The sequence below is a fragment of the uncultured Serinicoccus sp. genome, assembly GCF_947487915.1.
GTDB lineage: Bacteria > Actinomycetota > Actinomycetes > Actinomycetales > Dermatophilaceae > Ornithinicoccus.
The window spans coordinates 1-23107 of record NZ_CANKYH010000005.1 but is presented as its reverse complement, the minus strand read 5'-3'; the positions used below and the strand labels follow the sequence as shown (position 1 = coordinate 23107).

Genomic DNA, 23107 nt, shown 5'->3' with positions numbered 1-23107 from the left:
TGTGCAGGGCTGTGCCCTCTACCCCACACGCCTCAGGGGGTGCGCGACCCGAACGGGTCGTCGGAGAAGAGGGTGCCGGGCTGGTCCGGGGTGACCACCCCCTGCTGAGGTCCGTCGGCGTACAAGCCGTCGACGTCGTCCGCGAGCTCGAGGGTGCCCTGCTGCGGTCCGTCACCGTAGAAGCCGTAGTCGTTCTCGCCGGCCGGGGCCGTCCCGTCGTCGACGTCCACGACCGGGTCGTCGTGCTCCGTCACGGGCTCGGTCGGCTCGACGGGCGGCATCTGGTCGGCGCCGGTGTCGATCTCGCTCATGGTGCTCCTCCGGGTGGGCGTGCGTGTTCGATGACCGAGGTCAGGAGCGGGCGCAGGTCGCTCAGAGAGCGCTTCTCGACCCAGCCCAGCAGCACCCGCAGCCCACGCTCGGGGCTGTAGCCGGTGCTGGACACCGCGCGTTCCAGAGCCCCGGGTCGGGCCGAACCCAGCAGCACGGTGGCGCGCTCGTCGGCACGCCGGTCCAGGGCCTGCTCCAGCCGCGCGAGCTGCTCGCCGGCGGTGTCGCCCGACACGTAGTCGGCCCCCCACTGCTGCCAGGTCGCCGTCTGCGGGTGGGGCGGCCCGGTCGGGTCCGACGCCTGCAGCTGCGCCTTGATCCAGGCCCACATCTCGTACGCCGCGCACCACCGTCCGTCCGGGACGGCAGGTCCGTCACCGTCGAGACGTCCACGTACGGCCGCTGCAGCCACCTCGCACAGGTCCTCGGGGGCGTAGGGCCCCAGCACCTGACGTCGGGCGCCCACGGCGGCGCGGACCAGGGACCCCACCGCCACGTCCAGCGCCACGGCTCCCTCCGGCAGTCTCAGTCCCCCCAGCAGCTGGTGACGCTGGTCGGCCGCCACCACCGGCAGGGGGGTGTGCACCAGGTGTGCGGCCACGGTCAGCTCGCACAGCAGCACCAGCCGCGGGTTGGCCTCGACCTGAGCGGCCCAGGCCATGTCGCGCTGCCGAGCCGAACCGGGCGAGCGAGCGCGCCCCGTCCAGGGCGGCAGGTCCTCGACCAGCGGGGCCGGGTCGGCCGCCGCGAGGCCCCCTGGCTCTGGCACGTGCGGGAACCGGACCAGCAGGGGGGAGTCGTCGTGGTCGGTGTGCACCGCGAAGACCCCCGGGGGCAGCGACACCACCTGCTGAGACTGCGTCGTGGTCAGGCCCATGGCGGCGCCGACGAGGTCGCGGTCGTCCTGGGCGGGTGTGCGCCCCATCCACTTCACCGCGGTGTTCTTCACCACGTCGGGGGCGATCTTGCGGGGGATCTGCTCGGCGACGACGAGGGCCACGCCCTGGCTGCGGACCTCGGCGAGGAGGTCGGTGAAGCTCTCCACCGCCCGGGCGGCCGCTCCCTGGAGGTCATCCGGGTGGCGCAGCAACCGGTGCGCCTCCTCGACCACCACGACGTTGCGGACCTCCCCGGGGCGTGGCTCGGACCGGTGCCTGGCCCGGGCTGCCTGAGCCAGCCGGGAGAGGAACAGTCCCATGTAGAGGGCTCGGTCGGCGTCGGTGCCCAGGTCCTGCAGCTCGAGCACCACGTTGCGCCGCAGCACCCGGTCCACCGACAGCGGGTAGCCCGACGAGAACGCGGCGCGCTTGGTGCCGGTCGACAGGGTGCCCAGCCGCATGTCGACGAAACCGTGCACGTTGCCGGCGACCTCACGGCCGTAGCCCTTGGAGTCGATGACCTCGTGGCACGCCCTGACCAGGTCCGGGATGCCCGGGTATGCCGGGCGGCCGGTGCGGTAGTGCCGCGCCAGTGACTGGACCGGGGCGGTCAGTGCGGGGTCCCAGCCCGACCGCCGAACGGCCAGGTCGATCCCCTGGGCGAGGACCTCGGGGAACGGGGAGTCGGCGTCGAACGCCGCCACCATGAGATCGAGCAGCACGTCCAGATGCGCCTGGTAGGAGGAGCGCGGGTCGGGCTCGAGAGGGTTCAGGGCGACCGGGGTCGCCTCGGGGTCGCCCGGGCGGATCACGTGCACCTGGCGCAACGCCGGGTCGGCGACCTGGTCGCCGAGCGCGCCGAGCCGGTGCTGCATCCCGGCGGCATACTCCTGCTTCGCCGGCTCCAGGACCACCCAGGGGATCCCGGCACGGGACAGCTCGCCGAGCAGGTGCCGCGTGGCCTGGCTCTTGCCGGCTCCGGTGGCGCCGTGGACGAAGGTGTGCCGGGCCAGGCTGTCGAGCGGGATGCGCAGACGGCCGACGGGGGCGTAGGCCACGTCGAGAAGCTCGCCGACGTCCACCTCGCCATACCCGGGGTGAGCCACGTCGAAGGGGTTGGTCGAACGCGTCGCGACGCCCGGCACCTCCTGGACCGGTGGTCGGCACCACGCTGCCAGGGCGTCGCTGCCGGCGACGAACGGGCTGCTCAGGGCGAACGGGTCATCGGTGCTGACCGAGGAGGCCAGGGTCGTGCGCAGGTCGGCCGGGGTCGAGCTGGGCGCCAGCAGATGACCCGCCGGGCCGGTAGGACGGCTGCTCGTGGCCCACAGCGCAGCCACCCGTGCAGCCTCCTCCGCGGTGGGCGCCCCGCACAGCAGGTGGACCCGCCACAGACCACCCGCCAGAGCCCGGGTGAGCTGCTCCAGCCGGCCGGCATGGCGTCGGCGCGTCAGCTCCCCCCACCCGGTTTCCAGCCGCTCGGACTCCCCGTGCAGCACCCGACGCACGCGGTCCTGCTCCTGGACGACGGCCTGGGGGTCCATCGGTACGGCGATGGTGAGCAGCCGGAAGTCGGCATCACCCAGGAAGGGCGCGTGGTCCTCCAGCATCTCGGGGTCCGCGGTGGGCGTGGTGGGGTCCAGCACCCCGCCGACGCGCACCCAGCACGGGGTGTCCAGGCGGGGCGCCAGGGTGAGCGCGGGGTCTCCGGCCGGCTCGGCTCCGGCTCCCGGGGGAAAGAGCACCCCGGGGCCGGTGGCCGCACCCGCGGTCGTGCGGGGGAAGCCGCGGGTGCCTCCGACGTAGACCCTGAACGGTCCGTGGGGTTCGTGGTCCCACAGCGAGAACACCTTGGCGCCGGCCTGGTACGCCGCGCTCAGCGGTGAGCTCAGCTGCACCAGCGCCGTGGTCCGGTCCAGCTTCGGCACCGAGGTGTAGCGGACGGCCTGCATCGGGGTCTCCCCCTGGTCGAACAGCCGCCGGAGAAGCTCCACGGTTGCCGAGTGCTCGACGCTCACGAAGGCTGCATCCGGTCAGCCTGCTGCTCACTGGCGACCCGGCTGTCGGGCAGGTGGCCGGGGAGCTCGGCCGGGGCCTCGGCGCTGACCGCTCTGGCCTGGGCCATGCGCGAGAGCAGCTGCGGGGGGAGGGCCAGGTCTGCCTTGACGTCCGCGGTGTGCACGGTGTCTCCGCGCTTGACCAGGAGCGTGTAGGGGGGCAGGGCGCTGAGGTGCTGGCCCGTGACCCGACGCTCGTACTGCACCTGCCGGGTCTCCGACCCTCCCCGCTGCTGGGTCGTGGTCTCCCCGTCCGTGCGGGAGGATTCGGTGCCACGGGACTGGGAGGAGGACCGCCCCCAGGTGCTCCCGCTGGTCCACCCGCCGGCGGAGGAGCCGGACTGCCCGCCCGTCTGGTCCGAGCCCGTCTGGGAGAACGAGCGCCCGGAGGTCTCGGAGCGGTTCTGGGCCTCGGACTCCGACCAGGACGTCTGGTAGGCCTGCACCCGGTCGATCCACTCCTTGCCGAAGATGTCCGCCAGCTCTTCCGCGGCGGTGGCGCCGTGGCCACCGAAGGCGGCCACGACCCTGCGGCCGCGGGCCAGCGACTGCACCTCCGGCACCAGCTCGCCGAAGAAGAGCAGCAGCTGGACGTCGAGCGAGGCGCAGACCTCCGAGAGCTGACGCAGCAGCTCCACCGGGAGCGCCTCGGCACCCATCACCGCCAGGGCCCGAGGCCGCACGTCCGGCACCGTGCGCAGCAGCTCCAGGTGCATCGACGCGAGCACTGCCGTGCGCAGCTCCCGGTCCGCGTCGTGCAGGTGCAGGTCGACCACGCTGACCCCGAGGCTGGCCGTGGGGTCCCACCGCTCCCCGGAGGTCGGGCTGTCGTCCTCCGGCAGGAGGCTCTCCAGCTTCAGCCGGACGTCGTCCCAGGCAGCGTGGAACTGTTGCCGGTCCTGCTGGGTGAAGGCCTCTCGTACGGCATGGACCGAGGCCGAGCTCAGGGCCTCGTGGGTCGCCACCTCCGGGGCCGTTCCCAGGGTGAAGTCGTCGGTGGTGCTGCTCTGCGTCTGCTGACCTCGGCCCAGCAGGACCTGCATGGCCTGGTGGAGGTCGGCCGCCCTCACCGCGTCGTGCTGCTCCCGGAGCACGCCGGTCAGGCGACGGAGGGTGTCCCGCACCTCCCTGGACCGGGAGCTGACCCGGCCCTGGGCGTCGTAGGCGATCCCGGAGGACAGCACGTCCACCAGGAGCGAGCGCCGACCGGCCCGGATGTGGTCCAGATCGTCCAGCAGCTGCGACAACGCCGCCTCGTCGCCGGCGTGCAGCACGCGGACGTCACGGCCGTGTCGGCGCGCCTCGAGCAGGAGCCGGGAGGAGGCGGAGCGTCCCTCGAGGTCGAGGACCCAGAACGTGTCACCGTCCTGCTCGACGGCCGCGCCGAGGTGGTGGAGGAGGTCGCCCCGCTCCACGGCCGAGCCACCGATGACCAGCACGTCCTGCCGCTCGGGCAGCGGCAGGACCTCGAAGGGCGACCAGGCATCTTTCCTGGCGCGGAAGTCGCTGAGCCGTGACTCGTAGTCACGGGTGGCCTGGGCGTGCAGCTGACGGACCCGACGCTCGCTGCCACGGACGACCTTGGCCGCGGTCCGCTGCTGGTCACGGGACTCACGGTAGAGCCGGTGCAGCGGGAGCGGGTCCTTGCGGGGTGTCGGGTCGTGCGCGAGCACGACCTTGGGGCGGGCCAGGAGGACGAAGGCACCCACCGCCACCGGGACCACCACGAAGGAGAGGCCGAAGGTGAACGGCGCCAGCACCAGGGCGAGCGTCCACAGCAGGAGGCCCCGGAGGATCAGGCCCACCCGCTTCGTCGCAGCGAGGCGGGCCCTGGCGCGCCAGGCCACGGCTCCGGTCCAGGGTGCCGCGAGGACCAGGAACACCAGCACGCCGGTGACCGGACCGATGTCGAGGGACTCGGGCGTGGCCAGCTCGTCCCTCGTGGGCACCCCCGAGCCGGTGATCTGGGTCCAGAGGACCAGTGCCGCCACCAGGACGAGAGGAATGACGACAGCGGCGAAGCCCCGCGTGTAGGCCGCGCCGAAGTACGCGATGTTGGCCGATGCGCGGTCGTGGAGCGCGCTGGCGTCATCGTGCTCGCGGCCCACCTCACCCCGGATGGCGTCCATGTCCGGAGGGTTCTCGTCCCACCGCGGGGGAGGCACGATCTCGGCCGCGAGCACCCTGTCCTGCCACCCCAACCAGCCCAGGGTGCCCTCGCGCACCGGCTCCAGAGTCGTTGCCGCTCCATGCATGGGTCGCCTCCCTGCCATGGGGGCAGTCCTCGGGTGGGCTGCCCCGCACGCTGGGAAGTCTGGCGGAGATTCTTGGCTGAGTAAAGACTTGGTAAAGAACGCCGTTGCTGTGTGCGACCGCGGGGCCTCGGTGCATTCCAGGGAAATGCGAGCCGGGGGGCCAGGGTCGCGCTGAGAAAAGGGCACGGAAAACACAGAACAGCGGACCTTCAGTTGGAGGGCCCGCTGTTCGCGATGTCTGCCGACATCAGGTGGTCGGGGTGACAGGATTTGAACCTGCGACCTCTTCGTCCCGAACGAAGCGCGCTACCAAGCTGCGCCACACCCCGTGGCTCGTGCGCCGACCCCGAGGGCCGCGCGCAGCGTCCGCAAGGATAGCCCACGCCCGCCGTCGCGGCTAAATCCGCAGGACTGTCCGAGGCCGCCCGTAGGTTGGGTGGCATGGACGACGACGTCAGGGGATTCCTCCAGACCTTCGCCGAGGCGGTGGACCTCGCTCGGCGCTCGACGGGCAAGCGCGGAGGAGAGCCGCTCGCGGACCGGCTCACGGCATACCTCGGCACGCCGGTCGCGGAGGTGGCCGTGGTGACGGAGGAGGTGATGAACCACCGGTATGCCGACTGGGACGTCGCGCTGGCCGAGGTCGCAGGGCGCGACCCAGAGGCCTCGCAGATCGGGGTGGGGGGTGGTGACATGCGCCATCACGTGTCCCTCGGAGACCTCGTCGGTGGTGACCACGGACGGGTGTCGGTCGGGCAGGTGGACTACGTCTCGGTCGCCGTCGGCCCGCACGAGCACCGGCGGGCGATCGGGCTGGGGCTGCGCCTCTTCCGGTACGGCGGCCATCCCGTGGTGGTCATGCAGCGCAAGAGCAACCGGCAGTACGGCCGGGACAGGGGGACCTTGGAGCTCCTCTGCGCCGATGAGGACACCCGGGCGGGGCTCTTGGACGAGCTGCGCGAGGTGGCGCTGGAGCGCAGCGTGCTGCGCGGGCAGGTCATCGCCTTCGAGTCCTCGGGGTACGGCCCGGAGTCTCAGGGGGTGACCTTCCTCCCCCGGCCCGAGGTCACCGAGGAGCAGGTCATCCTGCCGCCCGGCTCGCTCGACCGGATCGCGGCGCACGTGAGCGGCATCGCCGAGCACGCCGACACCCTCCGACGTCACGGACAGCACCTCAAGCGCGGCCTCCTGCTCTACGGACCTCCGGGCACCGGCAAGACGCACACGGTCCGGCACCTCATCTCCCGCAGCCCGGATCACACGGTGGTGCTGCTCGCCGGCGAGTCCCTGGGCTACATCTCGCCGGCCGCGTCGCTGGCCCGGGCCCTCCAACCCGCCGTCGTGGTCCTGGAGGACTGCGACCTGGTCGCCGAGGACCGCAGCAGGGGACCGGGAGGTCGCCCGTTGCTCTTCGAGGTGCTGGACGCGATGGACGGCCTCGACAGCGACGCCGACGTGACCTTCCTGCTCACCACCAACCGCGCCCAGGCGCTGGAGCGTGCCCTGGTCCAGCGGCCCGGGCGGGTGGACCTGGCTGTCGAGATCCCGCTGCCCGACGAGGCAGGCCGGCGCCGGCTGCTGGAGCTCTACCAGGCCGATCTGACGTTCGGGGAGGAGGCGCTGTCCGACGCCGCGCGCCGGACCGCAGGGATGACGGCCTCCTTCGTCAAGGAGCTGGTGCGTCGGGCCGTGCTCGTGGCGGCCATGTCGGGCGAGGAGCCAGGGGACGGGCATCTGCGCCGCGCCCTCGACGGGCTGCTGGCGAGCCAGGAGGAGCTCACCCGCGTGCTGCTCGGCAACAGCAGGCCCGGCGGCGAGGAGGGTCGTGCGGCACCGGACCTGACCGGGTGGCAGGAGGGCGGCGGGGACGACGACACCTAGGGCTGAGGCGAGACGCCGGCCGAGAGGGTCAGCAGCGTCGCCTCGGGCCGGCAGCAGAAGCGGAAGGGCGTGTAGGGGTTGCCGCCGAGGCCGGCCGAGACGTGCAGCCAGGCCGCGTCCGACGGCGGGTGGGCGGAGGGCGTCGCGCGGGACCGGAGCCGTGAGGGGGTCGCCCCCGCGCGGGGCCACCAGCGCGACAGCCCACGGGCCCGGGAGGTGTCGAGGTCGCAGTTGGTGACGAGGGCGCCGTACCCGGGCACCCGCAGCTGGCCGCCATGGGTGTGCCCGGCGATGAGCAGGCGCGCGCCGTCGGCGGCCATCGGGTCGAGCACGCGCCGGTAGGGCGCGTGCGTGACGCCGACCGTCAGGTCCGCGGACGGGTCGGCCGGGGCGGACACGCGGGCGTAGTCGTCCAGCCCGAGGTGGCCGTCGTCGGTGCCGACCAGCTCGAGTCGGATCCCGCCCACGTCGAGGCGCGTCCGGCGGTGGGTGAGGTCGGTCCAGCCCCGTGCCGCGAGCCCGTCCACGAGGTCCTGTGTCGGCAGCCGTCGCGGTGTCAGGTCGGCGCCCTTGCGGTGGCTGTCGTTGACGTAGCGCAGCGGGTTCTTCGCCGTGGGCGGGTAGTAGTCGTTCGACCCCAGGACGAAGACGCCCGGGCGGTCGAGCAGCTCGCCGTAGGTGTCGAGCGCCGCCGGCACCGCGTCCATCGCGGCCAGGTGGTCACCGGTGTGGACCACCAGGTCGGGCTCGAGCGCGGCCAGGCCCCGCACCCAGTCGCGCTTGCGGTGCTGACGCGGCACGAGGTGCAGGTCGGACAGGTGGAGCACCCGCACCTCCGGTCTGCCCGGAGGGAGGCAGGGCACGGTCGCCTCCCGGAGCGCGAACCACCGCGGCTCCACCCACGTGGCGTAGGCCGCCAGACCGGCCCCGACCACCGGGGCGGCGGCGAGGGCTGCGGTGAGCGGGCGGCATACCGTCGAGGGCGACATGGACTCGGGCGCCCTCGCTCAGGCGCCCAGCGCCTGCTTCACCGCGGCGGCCACCCGGCCACCCTCGGCGCGTCCGGCCACCCGGGGCTGCAGGACCTTCATGACCTGGCCCATGCCGCGCGGGTCCGTCGCGCCGGTCTCCGCGACGGCCGCGCGCGCGAGCTCGGCCAGCTCCTCGTCCCCCAGCTGGGCCGGGAGGTATGCCTCCAGCACCTCGAGCTCGGCCTCCTCCTGGGCGGCCAGCTCGGGGCGGTCGGCGCCGGTGTAGGCCTCGGCCGCCTCGCGCCGCTTCTTGGCCTCCTTGGTGATGACCCGCAGCACCTCGTCGTCGGACAGCTCACGAGCCTGCTTGCCGGCGACCTCCTCGGTGGTCACGGCCGACAGCGTCATCCGCAGCGTGCCCGCGCGCACCGTGTCTCGCGCGCGCATGGCGGCGGTGAGGTCCTGCTGGAGGGTGGCCTTGAGGCCGGTCTGCTCGGTCATGCCTGCCAGTCTCTCACCCGGCCGCCGCCCCGAGACGCGTCCCGCGCGACCCGACCGCGTCCGGTGCGCGCGTCCGGTCCGTCAGGCGTCGCCGTCCTCGTCCTCGTCGTCGCCGGGCGGGTCGGTGCCCGGGGGCTCCTGGGGCGGGTCGGGAGTCGGGGCGGGCGCCGGCTCCGGGTCCTGCGTCGGTTCCGGCTCGGGCTCGGGCTCCTGCGTCGGTTCCGGCTCGGGCTCCTGCGTGGGCTCGGGCTCCGGGGACGGCTGCGACGACGCCGGAGCAGGTGGCTGCGGCTGGCTCCGCCGCGGGGCCGCCTGGACGGGCGCGGGCGGCGGGGCCGCGGCCTGCTCGAAGCCGTTGGACACGTGCAGGGTGACCGGTTCGGACGTCTGCACCGAGGACCCCACCCCGGGCGTGGTGTAGACGACCGTGCCCTCCGGGCGGTTGGAGCCGACCCGCACGACGGCACCGGTGAGGCCGGCGTCCTCGAGACGCTCCTGCGCCTCCCCGACCTCCAGGCCGACCACGCGGGGGATCGTCACGCGCTTGCCGTTGAGGATCTCGTTGGACGGCTCGTCCCACCCCTGCACGTCCATGCCCTCCGAGGCGGTCTCCATGATCCGCTTCCAGGTGGGCGCGGCCAACGAGGAGCCGAAGAGCGGCCCCTCGATGTACTCCCCGCCGATGGTGATGTCGACGAGGTCCCCGTCGTAGCGGGCCCCCGCCGGCACGTTGCCGACGAAGACGGCCGTCGACAGCTGCGGGGTGAAGCCGGCGAACCAGGTGGCGGTCGAGTCGTTGTTGGTGCCGGTCTTGCCGCCAGCCGGGCGCTCGTCGTCCAGGATGGCCTGCCAGCCCGAACCCTCGATGCTGAGGACGCCCTCGAGCAGCTCCACAGCGCCGAGCGCCACGTCCTCCTCGATGACCCGCTCGCACTCCGGCAGCTCCAGCGGCAGCTCCTCGCCGTCGGCGTCCAGCACCTTCGTGACCGGCACCGGCGGGCAGTAGATGCCGCCCGAGGCGAAGGTCGCGTAGGACGCCGCCACGGTCAGCGGGCTGGCGGTGTCGGCGCCGAGCACCAGGGACGGCGCGAGCGTGGTCTCGGCATTGCCCGGGTCCAGCCCGTAGTCCTGGCCGTTGGCCGCGTGCAGGCCCATCTCGGTCATCGTCTCGGCGATGTCGCACGTCCCGACCTGGGAGGCCAGGGTGGCGAAGGCGGTGTTGACCGACAGGGCCGAGGCCTTGCGCAGGGTGATCTCGTCGACGTGGTTCTCGTCGTTGGCGTTGCGGACCGCCCAGTGGTCCTCCCCGATCGTGCAGCCCTCCTCGAAGTCGTCCCGGAAGAAGATGCCGGCCGGGAAGACCTCGTCGGACGGGGGGTACGACGTCGGCGGGTCCTCGGGGTCCTCGAGCCAGACGTTGCCGAAAGTGCTGTCCTCGGGCTCGCGCACCCGGATGTCGGCCTCGACCGGCACGCCCTTCTCCAGGGCGTCGACCAGGGTGTACGCCTTCGCGATCGAGCCGATCGCCATACCTCCCGGGCCGCCGTAGGCGTTGTCGACGTTCCAGTTGACCGAGGTCTCGCGGACCTTGTCGTTGGTGCCCTCGAGGTCGTACTGCGAGGACTGGTTGAAGGCGAGGATCTTGCCGGTGCCGGGCTCGACGACGGTCGCGGCGGAGCCGAGGAAGTACTCGTTGCCCTCCGGGGTGGCGTCGCGCAGGATGTCCTTCATCTCGCCCGAGAGCTCGAGGTCCAGGGTGGTCTGCACGGTGAGCCCGTTGGTGGTGAGGTTCTCCAACCGCTCGTCCCGGGTCTTGCCCAGGGCGGGCTGCTCCAGCAGCCAGGCCTCGACGTAGTCGCAGAAGTAGGGGTTGGCCGAGCGCAGGCAGGAGCGCTGGCTGTCCCGGATCTCGAGCATGTCCTCGACCTGCTGCGAACGGGCCTCCTCCAGCTCCTCCTCGGTGATCATGTCCTGGTCGTACATGTTGCCGAGCACGACGTCGCGCCGCGCCTGCGCCAGCTCGGGGTTGGCGACCGGGTTGGTGTTGCTCGGCGAGCGGACGACCCCGGCCAGCAGCGCGGACTGCGCGACCGTGAGGTCCGCGGCGTTGACGCTGAAGTAGTGCCGTGCCGCGGCCTCGACGCCGTAGACCCGGTCGCCGTAGAACGCCAGATTGAGGTAGCCGACGAGGATCTCGTCCTTGGTGAGCCGCTCCTCGAGGGTGATCGCGTACTTCAGCTCGCGCAGCTTGCGGACGTAGCCCTCCATGCCCGACCGGGCCTGGGTCTGGGCGTAGGCCTCGGCGTCGCCCTCCTTGAGCGCCTGGTCCTGCAGGGCGAGCTTGATGTACTGCTGCGTCAGGGTCGATCCGCCCTGGGTGGTCTCGGTGGTGGAGTTCTGCACCACGGCCCTCGCCAGCGCCTCGACGTCGGCACCGCCGTGCTGGAAGAAGCGCTCGTCCTCGATGGCGACCTGCGCGTCCTTCATGTTCTGGCTGATCTCGTCGCTCTCGACGATGATGCGGTTCTGCGTCGCCGGGGTCGCCAGGATCGTGCCGTCCGCGGCGAGGATGCGGGACTGCTGGGCCAGCGGGTTCTGCTCCAGGTCGCCGGGCAGCTCCTCGAACATGCTGACGCTCTCCCGGGCGGCGAGCCCGGTGGCCCCCACCACCGGGGCCAGCAGACCGGCACCGATGATCCCCATGAGGATCGAGACGGCCAGAAAGACCCCGAGCAGGGAGGTCACCCGTGCGACAGTGAGAGCAGAGCGCATACCAGACACGGTACGTGAGGTTTCTGAGAGGTCCTTGACCCACGCCGAGCCACCCACGGGCGGTCGGGCGGGGCGGTCGGCGTGGCCGGTAGGGTCGGCACCATGACTGTGCAGCAGTGGGAGTACGCGACCGTTCCGCTCATGATCCACGCGACCAAGCAGATCCTCGACCAGTGGGGCGAGGACGGCTGGGAGCTGGTGCAGGTGGTGCCCGGACCGGGCGACGGCACCAACCTCGTGGCCTACCTCAAGCGCCCCAAGAACGCCTGACGGGCCGGTCATGGCTGACTCCGTCACGGGTGTCGTGGAGGGCCGGCTGGCCGAGCTCGGCCACCGGGTCCCCGAGGTGGCCGCGCCCGTCGCCGCCTACGTCCCGGCGGTCCGGCACGGCGACCTCGTCTTCAGCTCGGGTCAGGTGCCGTTCGTCGACGGACGCCTGGAGCGCACCGGCAAGGTCGGCGAGGGGCCGGGTCTGGTGAGCCCCGAGGACGCCACCCGCCTCGCCGGGGTGTGCGCCCTCAACGCCATCGCCGCCGTCCGATCGGTCATCGGTGACCTCGACCGGGTCGTCCGGGTGGTCAAGGTCGTCGGCTTCGTGGCCAGCGACCCCTCCTTCACCGGGCAGCCGGGGGTGGTGAACGGGGCGTCCGAGCTGCTCGGCCACGCGTTCGGCGAGGCCGGGGTGCACGCCCGCTCCGCCGTCGGTGTCGCCGTGCTGCCGCTCGACGTCCCCGTCGAGGTCGAGATCACCGTCGCCGTCCGGGACTGACGTGGCGGGGGAGGACACCGCCGACCCCGGCGCGGCCGCATACCGCGACTTCGCCGTCCCCGAGGTCGTCGCGGAGCACTCTCGCTCCTGGCTGCGGCGGCCGCCCGCCGACCGGCCGGCGGCGACTCCCCGGGCGTCGGCCACGGTGATGCTGCTCCGCGACGACCCTCGCCTCGAGGTCTTCGTGCTCCGGCGCGTGGCCGGTATGGCCTTCGCCGCCGGCATGGTCGCCTTTCCCGGCGGCGGCGTCGACCCGCGGGACGCCGAGGTCGGGGTGCCCTGGGCCGGGCCGGACGCCCGCTCCTGGGCCCGGCGGCTGGGCACGGGCGAGGCAGCGGCGCGGCAGCTGGTCACCGCCGCCGCCCGGGAGGTCTTCGAGGAGTGCGGCGTGCTCCTGGCCGGCCGGTCGCCCGACGCGGTGGTCGACGACCTGCGCGACGAGGTATGGCGTCGGGAGCGGGCCGGGCTGCTGGACCGCACCCACGGCTTCGCCCAGGTGCTGGAACGGCACGGGCTGGTGCTCCGGACGGACCTGCTGAGCCTGCGCGGCCACTGGGTCACGCCCGAGTGCGAGCCGCGGCGCTACGACACGCGCTTCCTGGCCGCCCGGATGCCGCCGGGCCAGGTGGCCGACGACGAGAGCAGCGAGGCCGCGGAGGCCGGGTGGCGCACCCCGGCAGACATCCTGCAGGGCCAGCGGGAGGGTCGCGACCTGCTGCTTCCCCCCACCCAGGTGATGGTCGAGGAGCTCGCGGGCATCCGTGACCTCGACGCCTGGCTGGGGCAGCGGCCCAGGGTGCCGGCCGTCCTGCCGGTCCCGGTCGAGCACGACGGACGGCTGTGGATGCGGGTGCCGCGGCACGAGGACGCGCGGTGAGGTCCGCCGGGGCCGCCGACCCGGCCTGGCAGGGGGGCGCCTGGGGGGAGCGTGCCCACGCGGTGCTCTGCCCGAACCCCTCACCCATGACGCTGGAGGGGACGAACACCTGGGTGCTCCTGGAGCCCGGCGGCAGCGAGGCGGTCGTGGTCGACCCGGGCCCGCTGGACGAAGCCCACCTCGCGGCGGTGCTCGACCACGTCTCCGGGCGGGACGCCCGGGTGGCGCTGACCCTGCTGACCCACGGGCACGCCGACCACGCCGAGTCCGCCGACCGGTGGGCGCGCCTCACGGGGGCGCCCGTGCGGCGGTGCGGGCGCGGGCACGACGACCTCCGGGAGGGGGAGCGCCTGGAGGTCGGCGGACTCGAGGTGCTGGTCGTGCCCACCCCCGGCCACACCGCGGACTCGCTGTCCTTCCTGCTCCCGGCCGAGCAGGTGCTGCTGACCGGTGACACCGTGCTGGGCCGGGGCACCACGGTGGTCGCCTACCCCGACGGGGACCTCACGTCATACCTGGAGTCGCTGGAACACCTGCGCACGCTGACCGGCAGCGGGGCGGTGAGCAGCATCGCGCCGGGGCACGGGCCGGTCGTGCCGGACGCCGCCGGCGTCGTGGAGCACTACTGGCGGCACCGGCACGAGCGCCTGGCTCAGGTCAGGGACGCCGTCGCGCGGCTGCGCCCCTCCGACGAGCCGGGTCGGAGGGACCTGGCGGACCGGGTCGTGGAGCAGGTATACGCCGACACCCCCCGCGCCGTCTGGCCCGCGGCGCGCCTGTCGGTGCTGGCGCAGCTGGACTACCTCGGCGAGCTCGACGGTTGAGCCCGGTGCCGGGGGACCGGCAGTGCGCGGCAGGCGAGGGGCCTCGAGGCTCAGCGGGCGCGGCGCCGGAGCCGGTCGACGTCCATCAGCGTGACGGCCTTGGCCCCCAGGGCGACCCAGCCCCGCTGCGCGAAGTCGGCGAGAGCCTTGTTGACCGTCTCCCGGCTGGCGCCCACGAGCTGGGCCAGCTCTTCCTGGGTGAGGTCGTGCGAGACGACGATCCCGGCCTCGGATCGCCGGCCGAAGCGGTCGGACAGGTCGAGCAGCGCCTTGGCGACGCGCCCGGGGACGTCGGTGAAGACGAGGTCGGACAGGCCCTCGTTGGTCTTGCGCAACCGGTGCGCGAGCCCGGCGAGCATCTGCATGGCGACCTCGGGGTGGTGGCCCAGGAAGGCGCGCAAGGCGTCGTTGCCGAGCGAGATGAACTCGGTGTCCGACACGACGTAGACGGTCGTCAGCCGCGGGCCGGGGTCGAAGAGGCTCAGCTCGCCGAACATCTCGCCGGGCCCGAGCACCGCGAGCAGGCTCTCGCGCCCGTCGGCCGACGCACGGGCGAGCTTCACCTTGCCCTTGGTGATGACGTGCAGCGAGTCCCCCGGGTCCCCCTCGTGGAAGACCACTTCCCCCCGTGCCAACCGGTGCGGGCTCATCGAGTCCATGAGCTGGTCGGCCGTCGCGCCGTCGAGCGCGGCGAACAACGGTGCTTTCATGACGACGTGCCGGTCCACCGCCTCATGGTGCCATGACCAGCGGCGGAATGGGGCCGGGGTGTGTCGGCCCGCACCTCTAGGGTGTGGGGGTGAGCGTCGACAGCCATCCCTCCGGAGCGGACCCGCAGACCCCGACCGGGGAGACCTCCCTGGCGCTGACCCGTCGCGCGCGCCGGATGTCCCGCCTGCTGCACGAGCACTATCCGGACGCCGGCTGCGAGCTGGACTTCGCCGACGCCTACCAGCTCCTGGTGGCCACGGTGCTCTCCGCTCAGACCACCGACGTCCGGGTCAACGGGGTGACCCCGACGCTGTTCGCGCGCTACCCCGACGCCCCGGCCCTGGCAGCGGCCGACCGCGCCGAGGTCGAGACCATCATCCAGCCCACCGGGTTCTTCCGGGCCAAGACCGAGTCGCTGCTGAAGCTGGGGGCCGCCCTCGTCGAGCGGTTCGGGGGTCAGGTGCCCGGACGGCTCGCCGATCTCGTCACGCTGCCGGGCGTGGGCCGCAAGACCGCCAACGTCGTCCTGGGCAACGCCTTCGACGTGCCCGGCATCACCGTCGACACCCACCTCGGCCGGTTGGCGCGCCGCTTCGGGTGGACCGAAGAGACCGACCCGGTGGCGGTCGAGCACGCCGTCGGCGCGCTCTTCCCCCGGCGGGACTGGACCCAGCTCTCGCACGTCCTGATCTTCCACGGGCGGCGGATCTGCCACGCCCGCAGGCCGGCCTGCGGGGCGTGCCCGGTGGCCCGGCTCTGCCCCTCCTACGGCGAGGGCGAGACCGACCCGGCGACCGCTGCCCGCCTGGTGCGCACGGGCCCCCGCGCGTGAGCGCGGTGCCCGCCGAGGGCTGGCCCCCACCTGACTGGCTGACCACGCTGGTCGGGGCGCTGCCGGGGCTGCCGGGCGAGCGCTTCAGCCGGTTCCTGCCCCCGCCGGACGGCGGTCGTCGCCGCTCGGCCGTGCTGGTCCTCTTCGCGCCCGGCGTCGAGGACCCGGGCGACCCCGACGCGACGACCGTCGTCATCACCGAGCGGGCGCATACGATGCGCTCGCATGCCGGGCAACCCGCCTTCCCGGGCGGCGGGACCGAGGACGGCGACGCGGACGCCGTCGCGACAGCGCTCAGGGAGGCCGCCGAGGAGGTGGGGCTGGAGGCGTCCGGGGTGGAGGTCCTGGGTGAGCTGCCGACCCTGCACATCCCGGTCTCGGGCTACGACGTCACCCCGGTGCTGGCGTGGTGGCGCCGGCCGGAGCCGACCTCGTTGTGGGCCAGGGACGTGCGGGAGGTGGCCCGTGTGCTGCAGCCGCAGGTGCGGGACCTCACCGACCCTGGTCGGCGCTTCCGGGTCCACCACCCCAGCGGCTTCGTCGGGCCGGCCTGGGAGGTCGAGGGGCTGCTGGTCTGGGGCTTCACGGCGGGTCTGCTGGACCGCATCCTCGAGCTCGCGGGGATCGCCCCGGAGTGGGATGACGCCCCGACGCGCGAGCTTGAGCTCTGAACGACCGGGCGCCCACGTGCCGGCGACCCGCGCCCTGCCCCCGGGTCGCTCCGGGTCGCAGCGCCCGCGTCAGCCGCGGCTGCTCTCGAGCGCAGCGCTGCGCTGCTGCCTCTGCGCCGCGGCCTTGACGGTGTCCACCGTCTCCTTGCCCTCGCGGATGGCCCGCTCCGGCTTCCCGTTGACCTTGGTGACCTGCCCCTTGCCGACCAGGGCGAGGACGCCGGCCACGACGAAGAGGACGCCGGCCACGATGAGGAGCCCGGCCCACCAGCTCAGCCAGATGGCGAGGACGCCGGCGAGGCCCAGGAAGAGCAGGCCGAGGCCGTAGAGACCGAACAGCGCGGCCCCGACGAACATGCCTGCGCCCTTGCCGGCGTGCGTGACGTCCTGCTTGATCTCGGCCTTGGCCAGCTCGATCTCGCCCCGCATGATCTGCGAGACATCCAGGGAGACGTCGGACACGAGCTGGCCGAGGGAACGCTTGTCGGCGGGTGCGGCCGGCGCGGTGGTGTCGGCTTTGGCGGGAGTTGACATGCGGCCGATCGTATCCCGGCAGCTTCGCGGCCGCAGGATCGGCGGACCGGCCGGGTCACCGGGGTGGCCCGTCGGTGCCCGGACAGCACGATGCCCGCCCGGCACCCCCTGTTCAGTGCCGAGCGGGCACCGTGTCGACGAACCGGTCCCGTGACAGCCGGCAGAGCCGCACCCTCCGAGGAGGGGGCTCCTGGGTCGATGCCTCCAGTGTGCCAGTGGCCCGTCGGTGCTCCGGACCACATTTGGCAAAGATTTGTTAAAGACTTGCCAGTAGTGTCTTTCCGCAGGTCGGGCGGCTCCCCCCAGGGGGTGAGGACGCGGCTGCGGGCGACCTACAGTGGCCTGATGAGCTCTGCCCACGACGCCCTCGCGGCACTGGCTGCGCTGCCCGGCGTCGAGGAGGGGATGCACCGCGCCCGGGAGGCCTGCACGACTCTGCGCTGGCACGAAGGGCTGCGACGCCGCACTCCCGAGGCGGCGGCTGAGTCGAGGGTCCGTGGCGCGACGGCCTCGGCGCTGCTCGAGGGGGCCGAGCCGGCCGGGTCCGACGGCAGCCTGGCTGTCGTCCGAGACCTCATGCGCGGGGCGATCACCGACGGCGACCATGGCGACCCGTTGTGGCGGACCGTCCGGGCCGCGGCTCGCGTCACCGCCCGGACCGAGCGCGTCACCCTGGCCGAGCTGGGCGCACCGGCCCAGCTGCTGGCCGGTCTGCACACGGCCGCGGCCGCAGGCCTCGTCCCCCAGCGGGAGGTGGGGCGACCGCGGGCGACGGCCGAGGCGGGCGAGGGCGTGGCGGTCCTGGGGCCGGCGCCCGACGCCCGGGCGGCGACGGCCCGGCTGCAGGCGGTGCACGATCTCCTCCGGGAGGTCCCCACCGGTCGCCTGCCCGCCCTCCTCGTCGTCGCCGTCGCCCACGCGGAGATCGTCGTGGCACGCCCCTTCGTCGTGGGCAACGGCCTGGTGGCACGGGCGCTGGAGCGCAGCGTGCTCCGGGTGTCGGGGGTGGACCCGACGGGGGTGGCGGTGCCGGAGCACGGTCACGCCGATCGCGCCGGCACGGACTACCGCGGTGCACTGGCCGCGTATGCCTCCGGTGACCCGGACGGTGTGCGGTTGTGGTTGGGGCACTGCGCGGAGGCGGTCGTGCGCGGAGCTGCCGAGGGCGGCCGGGTCGCCGACGCCGTCCGTGCCGGGCGCCTGGGCTGAGCGTCCCGGGCAGGTGTTCCGGCCGGTGCGGGACGGCCCCCCGACCCGGTGAGGGAGGGAGCGACAGGCCGCTCCTGGGGCGGTGCTCACAGGGCCTTCCGGGCTGCGGAGGGACGACGCTCCGACGGGTCTCCGGCAGCTTGCATCGGGCCTCATCGGTCGTGCATACTTGATGAACAGCGCTCCTCGAAAGAGTTGCAGCGCGGGTGTTCAGGATCATCCCCCCCTGATCCTGGGCACCGACGGCCCCGGCTCCCCCCGCCGGGGCCGTCCCCTTTCCCGGGCCCTTCACCGCGCTGGTCGTCGTCGCCATGGTCGCTGCCACCGTCGCCCCTCTGCCTGCACCCCGTCCCCGGCCTGTTCAACAGCGCCCTCGACGTCGACCTCCGTGCGTCGTCCACATCCCCCGCGGCCGAGAGGTCCCGCTCCACAGATCCACGTGCTCATCTGGCGCCGGCACGGTCCCACGGGTGACGGTCGGGGCATGACCACGACGACGCGTCCGCCGGAGCCGGACCTCATGGCCGCCCTGGGGCCGCTCGGGCCGCTCCTGCAGGACCCGCGCGTCACCGACGTGCTGGTCAACGGCGAGGCAGGCGTGTGGGTCGACCGCGGCCAGGGGCCCGAGCGCGCCGCGGCCCGCCTCGCGGACGAGCGCAGCGTGCGGCGGCTCGCCGTCCGGTTGGCCGCCCTCGCCGGACAACGGCTGGACGAGTCCAGCCCGTGGGTGGACGGGCTGCTGCCCGGTGGTCTGCGCCTGCACGCGCTGCTGCCGCCCCTGGTGGGCGGTGGGGCGCACCTGAGCCTCCGGGTGCCGCGCACCGAGGTGCCGACCCTGGAGGACCTGGCCTCCTGGGGTGCTCTGGACGCGACAGCGGCCCGGGTCCTGGAGGCGGTGGTGAGCTCCCAGGTGTCGTTCCTGGTCAGCGGCGGCACCGGCACAGGCAAGACCACCCTGCTGGGCGCCCTGCTGTCCCGCTGCGCCCCGAGCCAGCGGATCGTCGTCGTCGAGGACGTCCGCGAGCTGCGGATCGCCCATCCGCACGTGGTCCACCTGCAGGGTCGGCCGGCCAACATCGAGGGACGCGGTGAGGTGACGATGACGACGCTGGTGCGCCAGTCGCTGCGCATGCGGCCCGACCGGGTCGTCGTGGGTGAGGTCCGGGGGGCCGAGGTGCGCGAGCTGCTGACTGCGCTCAACACCGGGCACGAGGGTGGTTGCGGCACCGTGCACGCCAACACGGCTCGCGACGTCGTGGCCCGCTTCACCGCCCTCGGCGCGCTGGCTGACATGTCGGGCGACGCGGTCCGCGCGCAGCTCGTCAGTGCCATCGAGGTCGTCCTGCACCTCGACAGGGACGCCGCGGGACGCCGCCGGCTCCGGGAGGTGGCCGTGCTGCGGGCACACGGTGATGGGGTGGAGTGCGTCATCGCGCTGGGTGGGGGACCTGGCGCGTGGCGTCCCGGGCCCGCGCGAGCGCAGCTGGCCACGCGTCTCAGCCTTCCACCGGAGGTGCTGTCGTGACGGTCCTGCCGTGGCCACCCGGGGTGCAGCTGGTCGCGCTCGCCGTCCTGGCGGCGACCGCCGTGCTGGTGGGCGGTGTCCCTGGGCACCGCGGGCACCGCGGGCGCCCCGGGGCCCCCGAGCCCGCCCGGTTGGACCAGGCCACGCCACGACCCCGCCGGCTCCCGGCCCTGCTGCGCCGCCTGCGCTCGCTGGCACGGCACCGCTCAGGTGTGGGGGCCGACGCCGAGGAGCTCGAGGTGGTGGACACCGTCGCGGCCGCGCTCGAGGGTGGGCTCCCGGTGAGCCGAGCCGTCGAGCTGGCGCTGGAGCGCGCCCGGCCCACCCCACGCGAGGGTGGGCCGGAGTGGGCGGTGGTGGCCCGTGCCGCGCGGGAGGGGGAGCCCCTGGCTCCCGCGTGGGACCGGGTGGCCCGCCGGGCCGGGACTCCCACCCTCGGCGCGGTGGCGCGGTCCTGGCAGGTCGCCTCACGGTCGGGCGCACCACTCGCCGAGGCCTTGCGGGTCAGCGCCCACACCGCTCGGGAGCGCCGCCGGCTGGAGAATGCCGTGGACGCCGCCAGCGCCGGTGCCCGGGCCACCGCGACCGTGCTGACCTGTCTGCCGCTGGCCGGCGTCGCCCTGGCCGCGGTGCTCGGGGTGCCTCCCACGGCGCTCTACGCGACCCCCACGGCGTGGGCCTGCCTGGCCGCGGGGGCCACCCTCCTGCTGCTCGGCCAGGTGCTGGTGCGCAGCCTGGTCGCCGACGTGCTCCGGAGCGCATGATGAGGGTGTCCCTCGGTGGGTCCCGGTGCTGGTGCCGGTGGTCCCCGTGAGCGGGGTCGACGTGGCGCTGGCCGCGCTCGCCGCGGCTGCCGGGGTAGTCCCGCTGCTGTGGTGGTCGGCAGCGGCACCGGGGTGGACACCTCATCCTCGCCGTCGCCCGACCCCCGGTCCCGGTGCGACGGTGGCTGGGGTGCCCGAGGCGCTGGACCTGCTGGCACTCGCACTGCAGGGGGGCAGCTCGCTGGGGTCGGCGGCGCGCCACGTGGCCCTGGTCCTGCCGCCACCCCTGCGGGAGGAGCTGGACGGCGTGGGCCGGGACCTGCTGCTGGGCCTGGACCCCGGCCCGAGCTGGGCCGCGGCCGGCCCGCGGTGGCGGGCCGCCCGGCTGAGCATGGAGATCGCCGCGCTCGCCGGGGTGTCGCCGGGACCGGCGCTGCGCCAGGCCGCGACCGACCTGCGGCGCCACGCCGTCGCGCGGGTGGAGGTGGCGACCGCTCGACTCGGGGTGCGGCTGGTCGTCCCCCTGGGGCTGGCCTTCCTGCCCGGCTTCGTGCTCAGCACCGTCGTCCCGCTCGTCCTCGCCCTCGTCCGGGACCTGTCCTGGTGAGGCTTCTGAACTGACCGCTGGCCGGTCGTCCGACGTGCGTCTCGCCCTGAGGCGCACCCACCCACAAGGAGGGGAACCATGAAGAACAAGAACACCATCACTCCCGCAGCCGCCGTCCGGCAGCTGCGTGAGCGCCGGGACGCCGGGATGACGACGGCGGAGTATGCCGTGGGCACCATCGCCGCCTGCGCCTTCGCCGCCGTGCTCCTGGCGATCCTGCAGTCGGGGGCCGTCCAGGGGGTCGTCACCTCGGTGATCACGACCGCGCTCTCGGTGTCGTTGTGACCGGTCGCGGGCGCCACGGCGGTGACCGGGGAATGGTCAGCGCCGAGGTGGCGCTCACCATCCCCTCGATCCTCCTGGTGCTCGCGATCTGCCTGACCGCGCTGAGCCTCGGGGTGGATCAGGTCCGGTGCGAAGACGCGGCGCGCGTGGCAGCGCGCGCCGCGTCCCGCGGGGAGCTGACCGGCACGGTCCAGCAGGCCGCGCTGCAGCGGGCGCCGGAGGGCGCCACCGTCGAGGTCGAGGAGGACGCGGGCGGGGTGCGGGTGATCGTCGAGGCCCGCCCCCGGGCCCGGCTTCTCCCCGGGTTGCCGGGGGCGGTGGCGAGCGCCCACGCGGTCTGGGAACCCGGGGTGCGCCCGTGAGGTGGGAGGTCCTGCGGCGGGGGGAGGGGGAACGCGGCTCTGCCGTGGTCCTCGTCATCGGCGTCGTCGGAGGCCTGGTCACCGTCCTGGTGCTGGCCCTGGGGCTGGTCGCCGTCCTGGTCGCCGGCCAGCAGGCGCGGACGGCTGCCGACCTGGCATCGCTGGCGGCCGCGGGTCGGCTCGTGCAGGGGGTCGACGACACAGCCGCCTGTGCACTGGCGGCGCGGGTGAGCGAGCAGCACGGGGTGGAGCTGCGCAGATGCAGGGTCACGCGCCAGGGCGTCTCGCCCCTGCCGGAGGTGACCGTCGACGTGGAGCGGGCCGTCGGAGGGACTCGGTGGGCCGTCGGTGTGACGGCCAGAGCCGGGGCCTCCATCGATCGGTCGGGGTGAGCCGGGGAACGCGGGCTTGCTGTGTGCGGTGGTGGCCCTGCAGGGGCCACGACCGCACACACTGTCAGTGGCGAGGTAGTTCTGCCCGCGAGGTTCGGGCCTTCTGTGTGCGGTGGTGGCCCTCCAGGGGCTACGGGTGCGCACGGTGGCGGGGCGGTCGTCGGGTGTGCTGGCCTGGGGGTGGCTGTGCGCGGTGGTGGCCCTGCAGGGGCTGCGGGTGCGCACGGTGGCGGGGCGGTCGTCGGGTGTGCTGGCCTGGGGGGTGGCTGTGCGCGGTGGTGGCCCTCCAGGGGCCACGACCGCACACGCTGAGGGCCGGGCTGGGCTGGCTGCCGTGGCCGGGACTCAGCAAGGCTGGGCCGAGCAGGGCGCCTGGGCAGGGCGGCTGGGCTCTGGGAGGGGTGGCGCCCCGGTCAGGGCCTGGTCAGGCGCCGGGGCCGGAGGTGGGGCGCCCGGTGGTGCCCTGGCCGGTGCTGCTGCCGGGAGTCTGGCGCGGCAGGATAGGGGTCGACCGGTCGTCCTTGGTCCCCGGGCCGTCGGTGCCCTGTGTCCGGCCCTCGGTGCTGCCGAGGCGGGCGGCGTCCCGCTCTCGCTCGGTGCGCCGGTCGGAGTCCTTGGCCTGGCGGCGCAGCTCGCGGACCTCGCGGGCCCGGCGCGCCTTCGAGCGGGTCCCGACCGCCAGCAGCCACAGCCCGCTCGTGGCGGCAGCCAGGGCGATCCCGCCGATGACGAACAGCCAGATCGGCGTGAGGTCCACGTTGAGGACGCCGTAGGAGATCTGGACCGGGTCCATGCCCCGGGTGGCCAACCACATGTAGACGATGACGGCCAGGGCGACGAGCAGCAGGACGACTCCGAAGACGACCATCGCGGATCCTTTCGAGGAGGGCCGGCCCCCGCAGGAGCCTGAGCGACGGGGGCGACCCGTCGGGGCCGAGACTAGCGCAGCAGGCGGGGCCGGTCGGGGCAGACGAGCTGCGGCTGGGTCCGGGACGAGCGGGTGCAGGGCCTCTTTCCGGCGACCTGAGAGCCCTATGTCAAGCTGCGGTTTTCTGTAGGTCGTTGAGGCGGCCGTGGAGGTCGGGGTTGTAGGGCTGGTG

General features: G+C 73.9%; 23 protein-coding genes and 1 tRNA gene. 14 read left to right on the top strand and 10 right to left on the bottom strand.

What is annotated here, in order from left to right:
• Positions 1–32: 32 nt before the first annotated feature.
• From Q0795_RS07230 to Q0795_RS07215, 4 genes are all read right to left on the bottom strand, one after another.
• Positions 33–311, bottom strand: coding sequence for a hypothetical protein (locus Q0795_RS07230; protein ID WP_298888345.1), 279 nt, complete (start codon positions 309–311; stop codon positions 33–35).
• Positions 308–3226: an ATP-binding protein gene (locus Q0795_RS07225; protein WP_298888343.1), complete on the bottom strand. Its 2919-nt coding sequence runs from the start codon at positions 3224–3226 to the stop codon at positions 308–310. Before Q0795_RS07225 ends, Q0795_RS07230 begins: the two co-directional genes overlap by 4 nt.
• Entirely contained in the window at positions 3223–5520 is a 2298-nt protein-coding gene (locus Q0795_RS07220; protein ID WP_298888341.1) for a hypothetical protein, read from the bottom strand. The genes Q0795_RS07225 and Q0795_RS07220 overlap by 4 nt, the downstream gene beginning before the upstream one ends.
• A 252-nt stretch (positions 5521–5772) precedes the next feature.
• Positions 5773–5849 (bottom strand) — tRNA-Pro (locus Q0795_RS07215).
• Positions 5850–5961: 112 nt separating this feature from the next.
• On the opposite strand from Q0795_RS07215, the gene Q0795_RS07210 reads away from it, so the two are divergent.
• Positions 5962–7401: an ATP-binding protein gene (locus Q0795_RS07210; protein ID WP_298888339.1), complete on the top strand. Its 1440-nt coding sequence runs from the start codon at positions 5962–5964 to the stop codon at positions 7399–7401.
• Here Q0795_RS07210 and Q0795_RS07205 read toward each other — a convergent pair.
• The 3 genes from Q0795_RS07205 to Q0795_RS07195 all read right to left on the bottom strand — a co-directional run bounded on the left by Q0795_RS07205 (position 7398) and on the right by Q0795_RS07195 (position 11645).
• Positions 7398–8390, bottom strand: a complete 993-nt coding sequence (locus Q0795_RS07205; protein ID WP_298888337.1) for a metallophosphoesterase — start codon at positions 8388–8390, stop codon at positions 7398–7400. The two genes, Q0795_RS07210 and Q0795_RS07205, sit on opposite strands and share 4 nt — an antisense overlap.
• 18 nt (positions 8391–8408) lie before the next feature.
• A complete protein-coding gene (locus Q0795_RS07200; RefSeq protein WP_298888336.1) occupies positions 8409–8873 on the bottom strand; it encodes a GatB/YqeY domain-containing protein in 465 nt (154 codons plus the stop codon).
• Between the two features lie 81 nt (positions 8874–8954).
• On the bottom strand, positions 8955–11645 hold the full coding sequence (locus tag Q0795_RS07195) for a transglycosylase domain-containing protein (protein ID WP_298888334.1): 2691 nt from the start codon (positions 11643–11645) through the stop codon (positions 8955–8957).
• A gap of 102 nt (positions 11646–11747) precedes the next feature.
• On the opposite strand from Q0795_RS07195, the gene Q0795_RS07190 reads away from it, so the two are divergent.
• The 4 genes from Q0795_RS07190 (at position 11748) to Q0795_RS07175 (ending at position 14115) form a co-directional block, all read left to right on the top strand.
• Positions 11748–11915 (top strand): DUF4177 domain-containing protein, encoded by a 168-nt coding sequence (locus Q0795_RS07190; protein ID WP_083518953.1) that lies wholly within the window; start codon positions 11748–11750, stop codon positions 11913–11915.
• A gap of 10 nt (positions 11916–11925) precedes the next feature.
• Positions 11926–12414, top strand: coding sequence for a RidA family protein (locus tag Q0795_RS07185; protein WP_298888332.1), 489 nt, complete (start codon positions 11926–11928; stop codon positions 12412–12414).
• Position 12415: 1 nt separating this feature from the next.
• Positions 12416–13291 carry an NUDIX domain-containing protein gene (locus Q0795_RS07180; RefSeq protein ID WP_298888330.1) on the top strand — a complete coding sequence of 292 codons (876 nt, stop codon included), beginning with the start codon at positions 12416–12418 and terminating at the stop codon, positions 13289–13291.
• 86 nt (positions 13292–13377) lie between these two features.
• Positions 13378–14115 carry an MBL fold metallo-hydrolase gene (locus Q0795_RS07175; RefSeq protein ID WP_298888835.1) on the top strand — a complete coding sequence of 246 codons (738 nt, stop codon included), beginning with the start codon at positions 13378–13380 and terminating at the stop codon, positions 14113–14115.
• A gap of 50 nt (positions 14116–14165) precedes the next feature.
• Here the strand turns inward: Q0795_RS07175 and Q0795_RS07170 are convergent, their stop codons facing one another.
• Complete coding sequence (locus Q0795_RS07170) at positions 14166–14843, bottom strand: Crp/Fnr family transcriptional regulator (RefSeq protein WP_298888329.1); 678 nt, start codon at positions 14841–14843, stop codon at positions 14166–14168.
• Between the two features lie 158 nt (positions 14844–15001).
• Between Q0795_RS07170 and nth the strand changes: the two genes are divergently transcribed.
• Both nth and Q0795_RS07160 read left to right on the top strand, forming a co-directional pair.
• The gene (gene nth, locus Q0795_RS07165) at positions 15002–15658 is read left to right on the top strand and encodes an endonuclease III (RefSeq protein ID WP_298888833.1); all 657 of its coding nucleotides are present in this window, start codon (positions 15002–15004) and stop codon (positions 15656–15658) included.
• Positions 15655–16329 carry a CoA pyrophosphatase gene (locus tag Q0795_RS07160; protein WP_298888327.1) on the top strand — a complete coding sequence of 225 codons (675 nt, stop codon included), beginning with the start codon at positions 15655–15657 and terminating at the stop codon, positions 16327–16329. The genes nth and Q0795_RS07160 overlap by 4 nt, the downstream gene beginning before the upstream one ends.
• Before the next feature lie 69 nt (positions 16330–16398).
• Here the strand turns inward: Q0795_RS07160 and Q0795_RS07155 are convergent, their stop codons facing one another.
• A complete protein-coding gene (locus tag Q0795_RS07155; RefSeq protein ID WP_298888324.1) occupies positions 16399–16863 on the bottom strand; it encodes a phage holin family protein in 465 nt (154 codons plus the stop codon).
• A gap of 345 nt (positions 16864–17208) precedes the next feature.
• On the opposite strand from Q0795_RS07155, the gene Q0795_RS07150 reads away from it, so the two are divergent.
• The 7 genes from Q0795_RS07150 (at position 17209) to Q0795_RS07120 (ending at position 22007) form a co-directional block, all read left to right on the top strand.
• Positions 17209–18072 carry a hypothetical protein gene (locus tag Q0795_RS07150; RefSeq protein WP_298888321.1) on the top strand — a complete coding sequence of 288 codons (864 nt, stop codon included), beginning with the start codon at positions 17209–17211 and terminating at the stop codon, positions 18070–18072.
• 484 nt (positions 18073–18556) lie between these two features.
• The gene (locus tag Q0795_RS07145; RefSeq protein WP_298888320.1) at positions 18557–19597 is read left to right on the top strand and encodes a TadA family conjugal transfer-associated ATPase; all 1041 of its coding nucleotides are present in this window, start codon (positions 18557–18559) and stop codon (positions 19595–19597) included.
• Positions 19594–20361 carry a type II secretion system F family protein gene (locus tag Q0795_RS07140; RefSeq protein ID WP_298888318.1) on the top strand — a complete coding sequence of 256 codons (768 nt, stop codon included), beginning with the start codon at positions 19594–19596 and terminating at the stop codon, positions 20359–20361. Before Q0795_RS07145 ends, Q0795_RS07140 begins: the two co-directional genes overlap by 4 nt.
• Positions 20362–20407: 46 nt before the next feature.
• Positions 20408–20968 (top strand): type II secretion system F family protein, encoded by a 561-nt coding sequence (locus tag Q0795_RS07135; RefSeq protein WP_298888317.1) that lies wholly within the window; start codon positions 20408–20410, stop codon positions 20966–20968.
• A gap of 78 nt (positions 20969–21046) precedes the next feature.
• Positions 21047–21253 (top strand): DUF4244 domain-containing protein, encoded by a 207-nt coding sequence (locus tag Q0795_RS07130; RefSeq protein ID WP_298888315.1) that lies wholly within the window; start codon positions 21047–21049, stop codon positions 21251–21253.
• Positions 21250–21615 (top strand): TadE family type IV pilus minor pilin, encoded by a 366-nt coding sequence (locus tag Q0795_RS07125; RefSeq protein ID WP_298888313.1) that lies wholly within the window; start codon positions 21250–21252, stop codon positions 21613–21615. The genes Q0795_RS07130 and Q0795_RS07125 overlap by 4 nt, the downstream gene beginning before the upstream one ends.
• Positions 21612–22007, top strand: coding sequence for an Rv3654c family TadE-like protein (locus Q0795_RS07120; protein WP_298888312.1), 396 nt, complete (start codon positions 21612–21614; stop codon positions 22005–22007). Before Q0795_RS07125 ends, Q0795_RS07120 begins: the two co-directional genes overlap by 4 nt.
• 424 nt (positions 22008–22431) lie before the next feature.
• On the opposite strand, the gene Q0795_RS07115 is transcribed toward Q0795_RS07120, so the two are convergent.
• A complete protein-coding gene (locus Q0795_RS07115; RefSeq protein WP_298888310.1) occupies positions 22432–22875 on the bottom strand; it encodes a hypothetical protein in 444 nt (147 codons plus the stop codon).
• Positions 22876–23107: the final 232 nt, after the last annotated feature.

Bases quoted from the DNA above. Each gene is read 5' to 3' on its own strand.
- Q0795_RS07230 (WP_298888345.1), bottom strand. From the start codon at position 311: ATGAGCGAGATCGACACCGGCGCCGACCAGATGCCGCCCGTCGAGCCG.
- Q0795_RS07220 (WP_298888341.1), bottom strand. From the start codon at position 5,520: ATGCATGGAGCGGCAACGACTCTGGAGCCGGTGCGCGAGGGCACCCTG.
- Q0795_RS07210 (WP_298888339.1), top strand. From the start codon at position 5,962: ATGGACGACGACGTCAGGGGATTCCTCCAGACCTTCGCCGAGGCGGTG.
- Q0795_RS07205 (WP_298888337.1), bottom strand. From the start codon at position 8,390: ATGTCGCCCTCGACGGTATGCCGCCCGCTCACCGCAGCCCTCGCCGCC.
- Q0795_RS07200 (WP_298888336.1), bottom strand. From the start codon at position 8,873: ATGACCGAGCAGACCGGCCTCAAGGCCACCCTCCAGCAGGACCTCACC.
- Q0795_RS07195 (WP_298888334.1), bottom strand. From the start codon at position 11,645: ATGCGCTCTGCTCTCACTGTCGCACGGGTGACCTCCCTGCTCGGGGTC.
- Q0795_RS07190 (WP_083518953.1), top strand. From the start codon at position 11,748: ATGACTGTGCAGCAGTGGGAGTACGCGACCGTTCCGCTCATGATCCAC.
- Q0795_RS07185 (WP_298888332.1), top strand. From the start codon at position 11,926: ATGGCTGACTCCGTCACGGGTGTCGTGGAGGGCCGGCTGGCCGAGCTC.
- Q0795_RS07175 (WP_298888835.1), top strand. From the start codon at position 13,378: ATGACGCTGGAGGGGACGAACACCTGGGTGCTCCTGGAGCCCGGCGGC.
- nth (WP_298888833.1), top strand. From the start codon at position 15,002: ATGTCCCGCCTGCTGCACGAGCACTATCCGGACGCCGGCTGCGAGCTG.
- Q0795_RS07155 (WP_298888324.1), bottom strand. From the start codon at position 16,863: ATGTCAACTCCCGCCAAAGCCGACACCACCGCGCCGGCCGCACCCGCC.
- Q0795_RS07150 (WP_298888321.1), top strand. From the start codon at position 17,209: ATGAGCTCTGCCCACGACGCCCTCGCGGCACTGGCTGCGCTGCCCGGC.
- Q0795_RS07145 (WP_298888320.1), top strand. From the start codon at position 18,557: ATGACCACGACGACGCGTCCGCCGGAGCCGGACCTCATGGCCGCCCTG.
- Q0795_RS07130 (WP_298888315.1), top strand. From the start codon at position 21,047: ATGAAGAACAAGAACACCATCACTCCCGCAGCCGCCGTCCGGCAGCTG.
- Q0795_RS07115 (WP_298888310.1), bottom strand. From the start codon at position 22,875: ATGGTCGTCTTCGGAGTCGTCCTGCTGCTCGTCGCCCTGGCCGTCATC.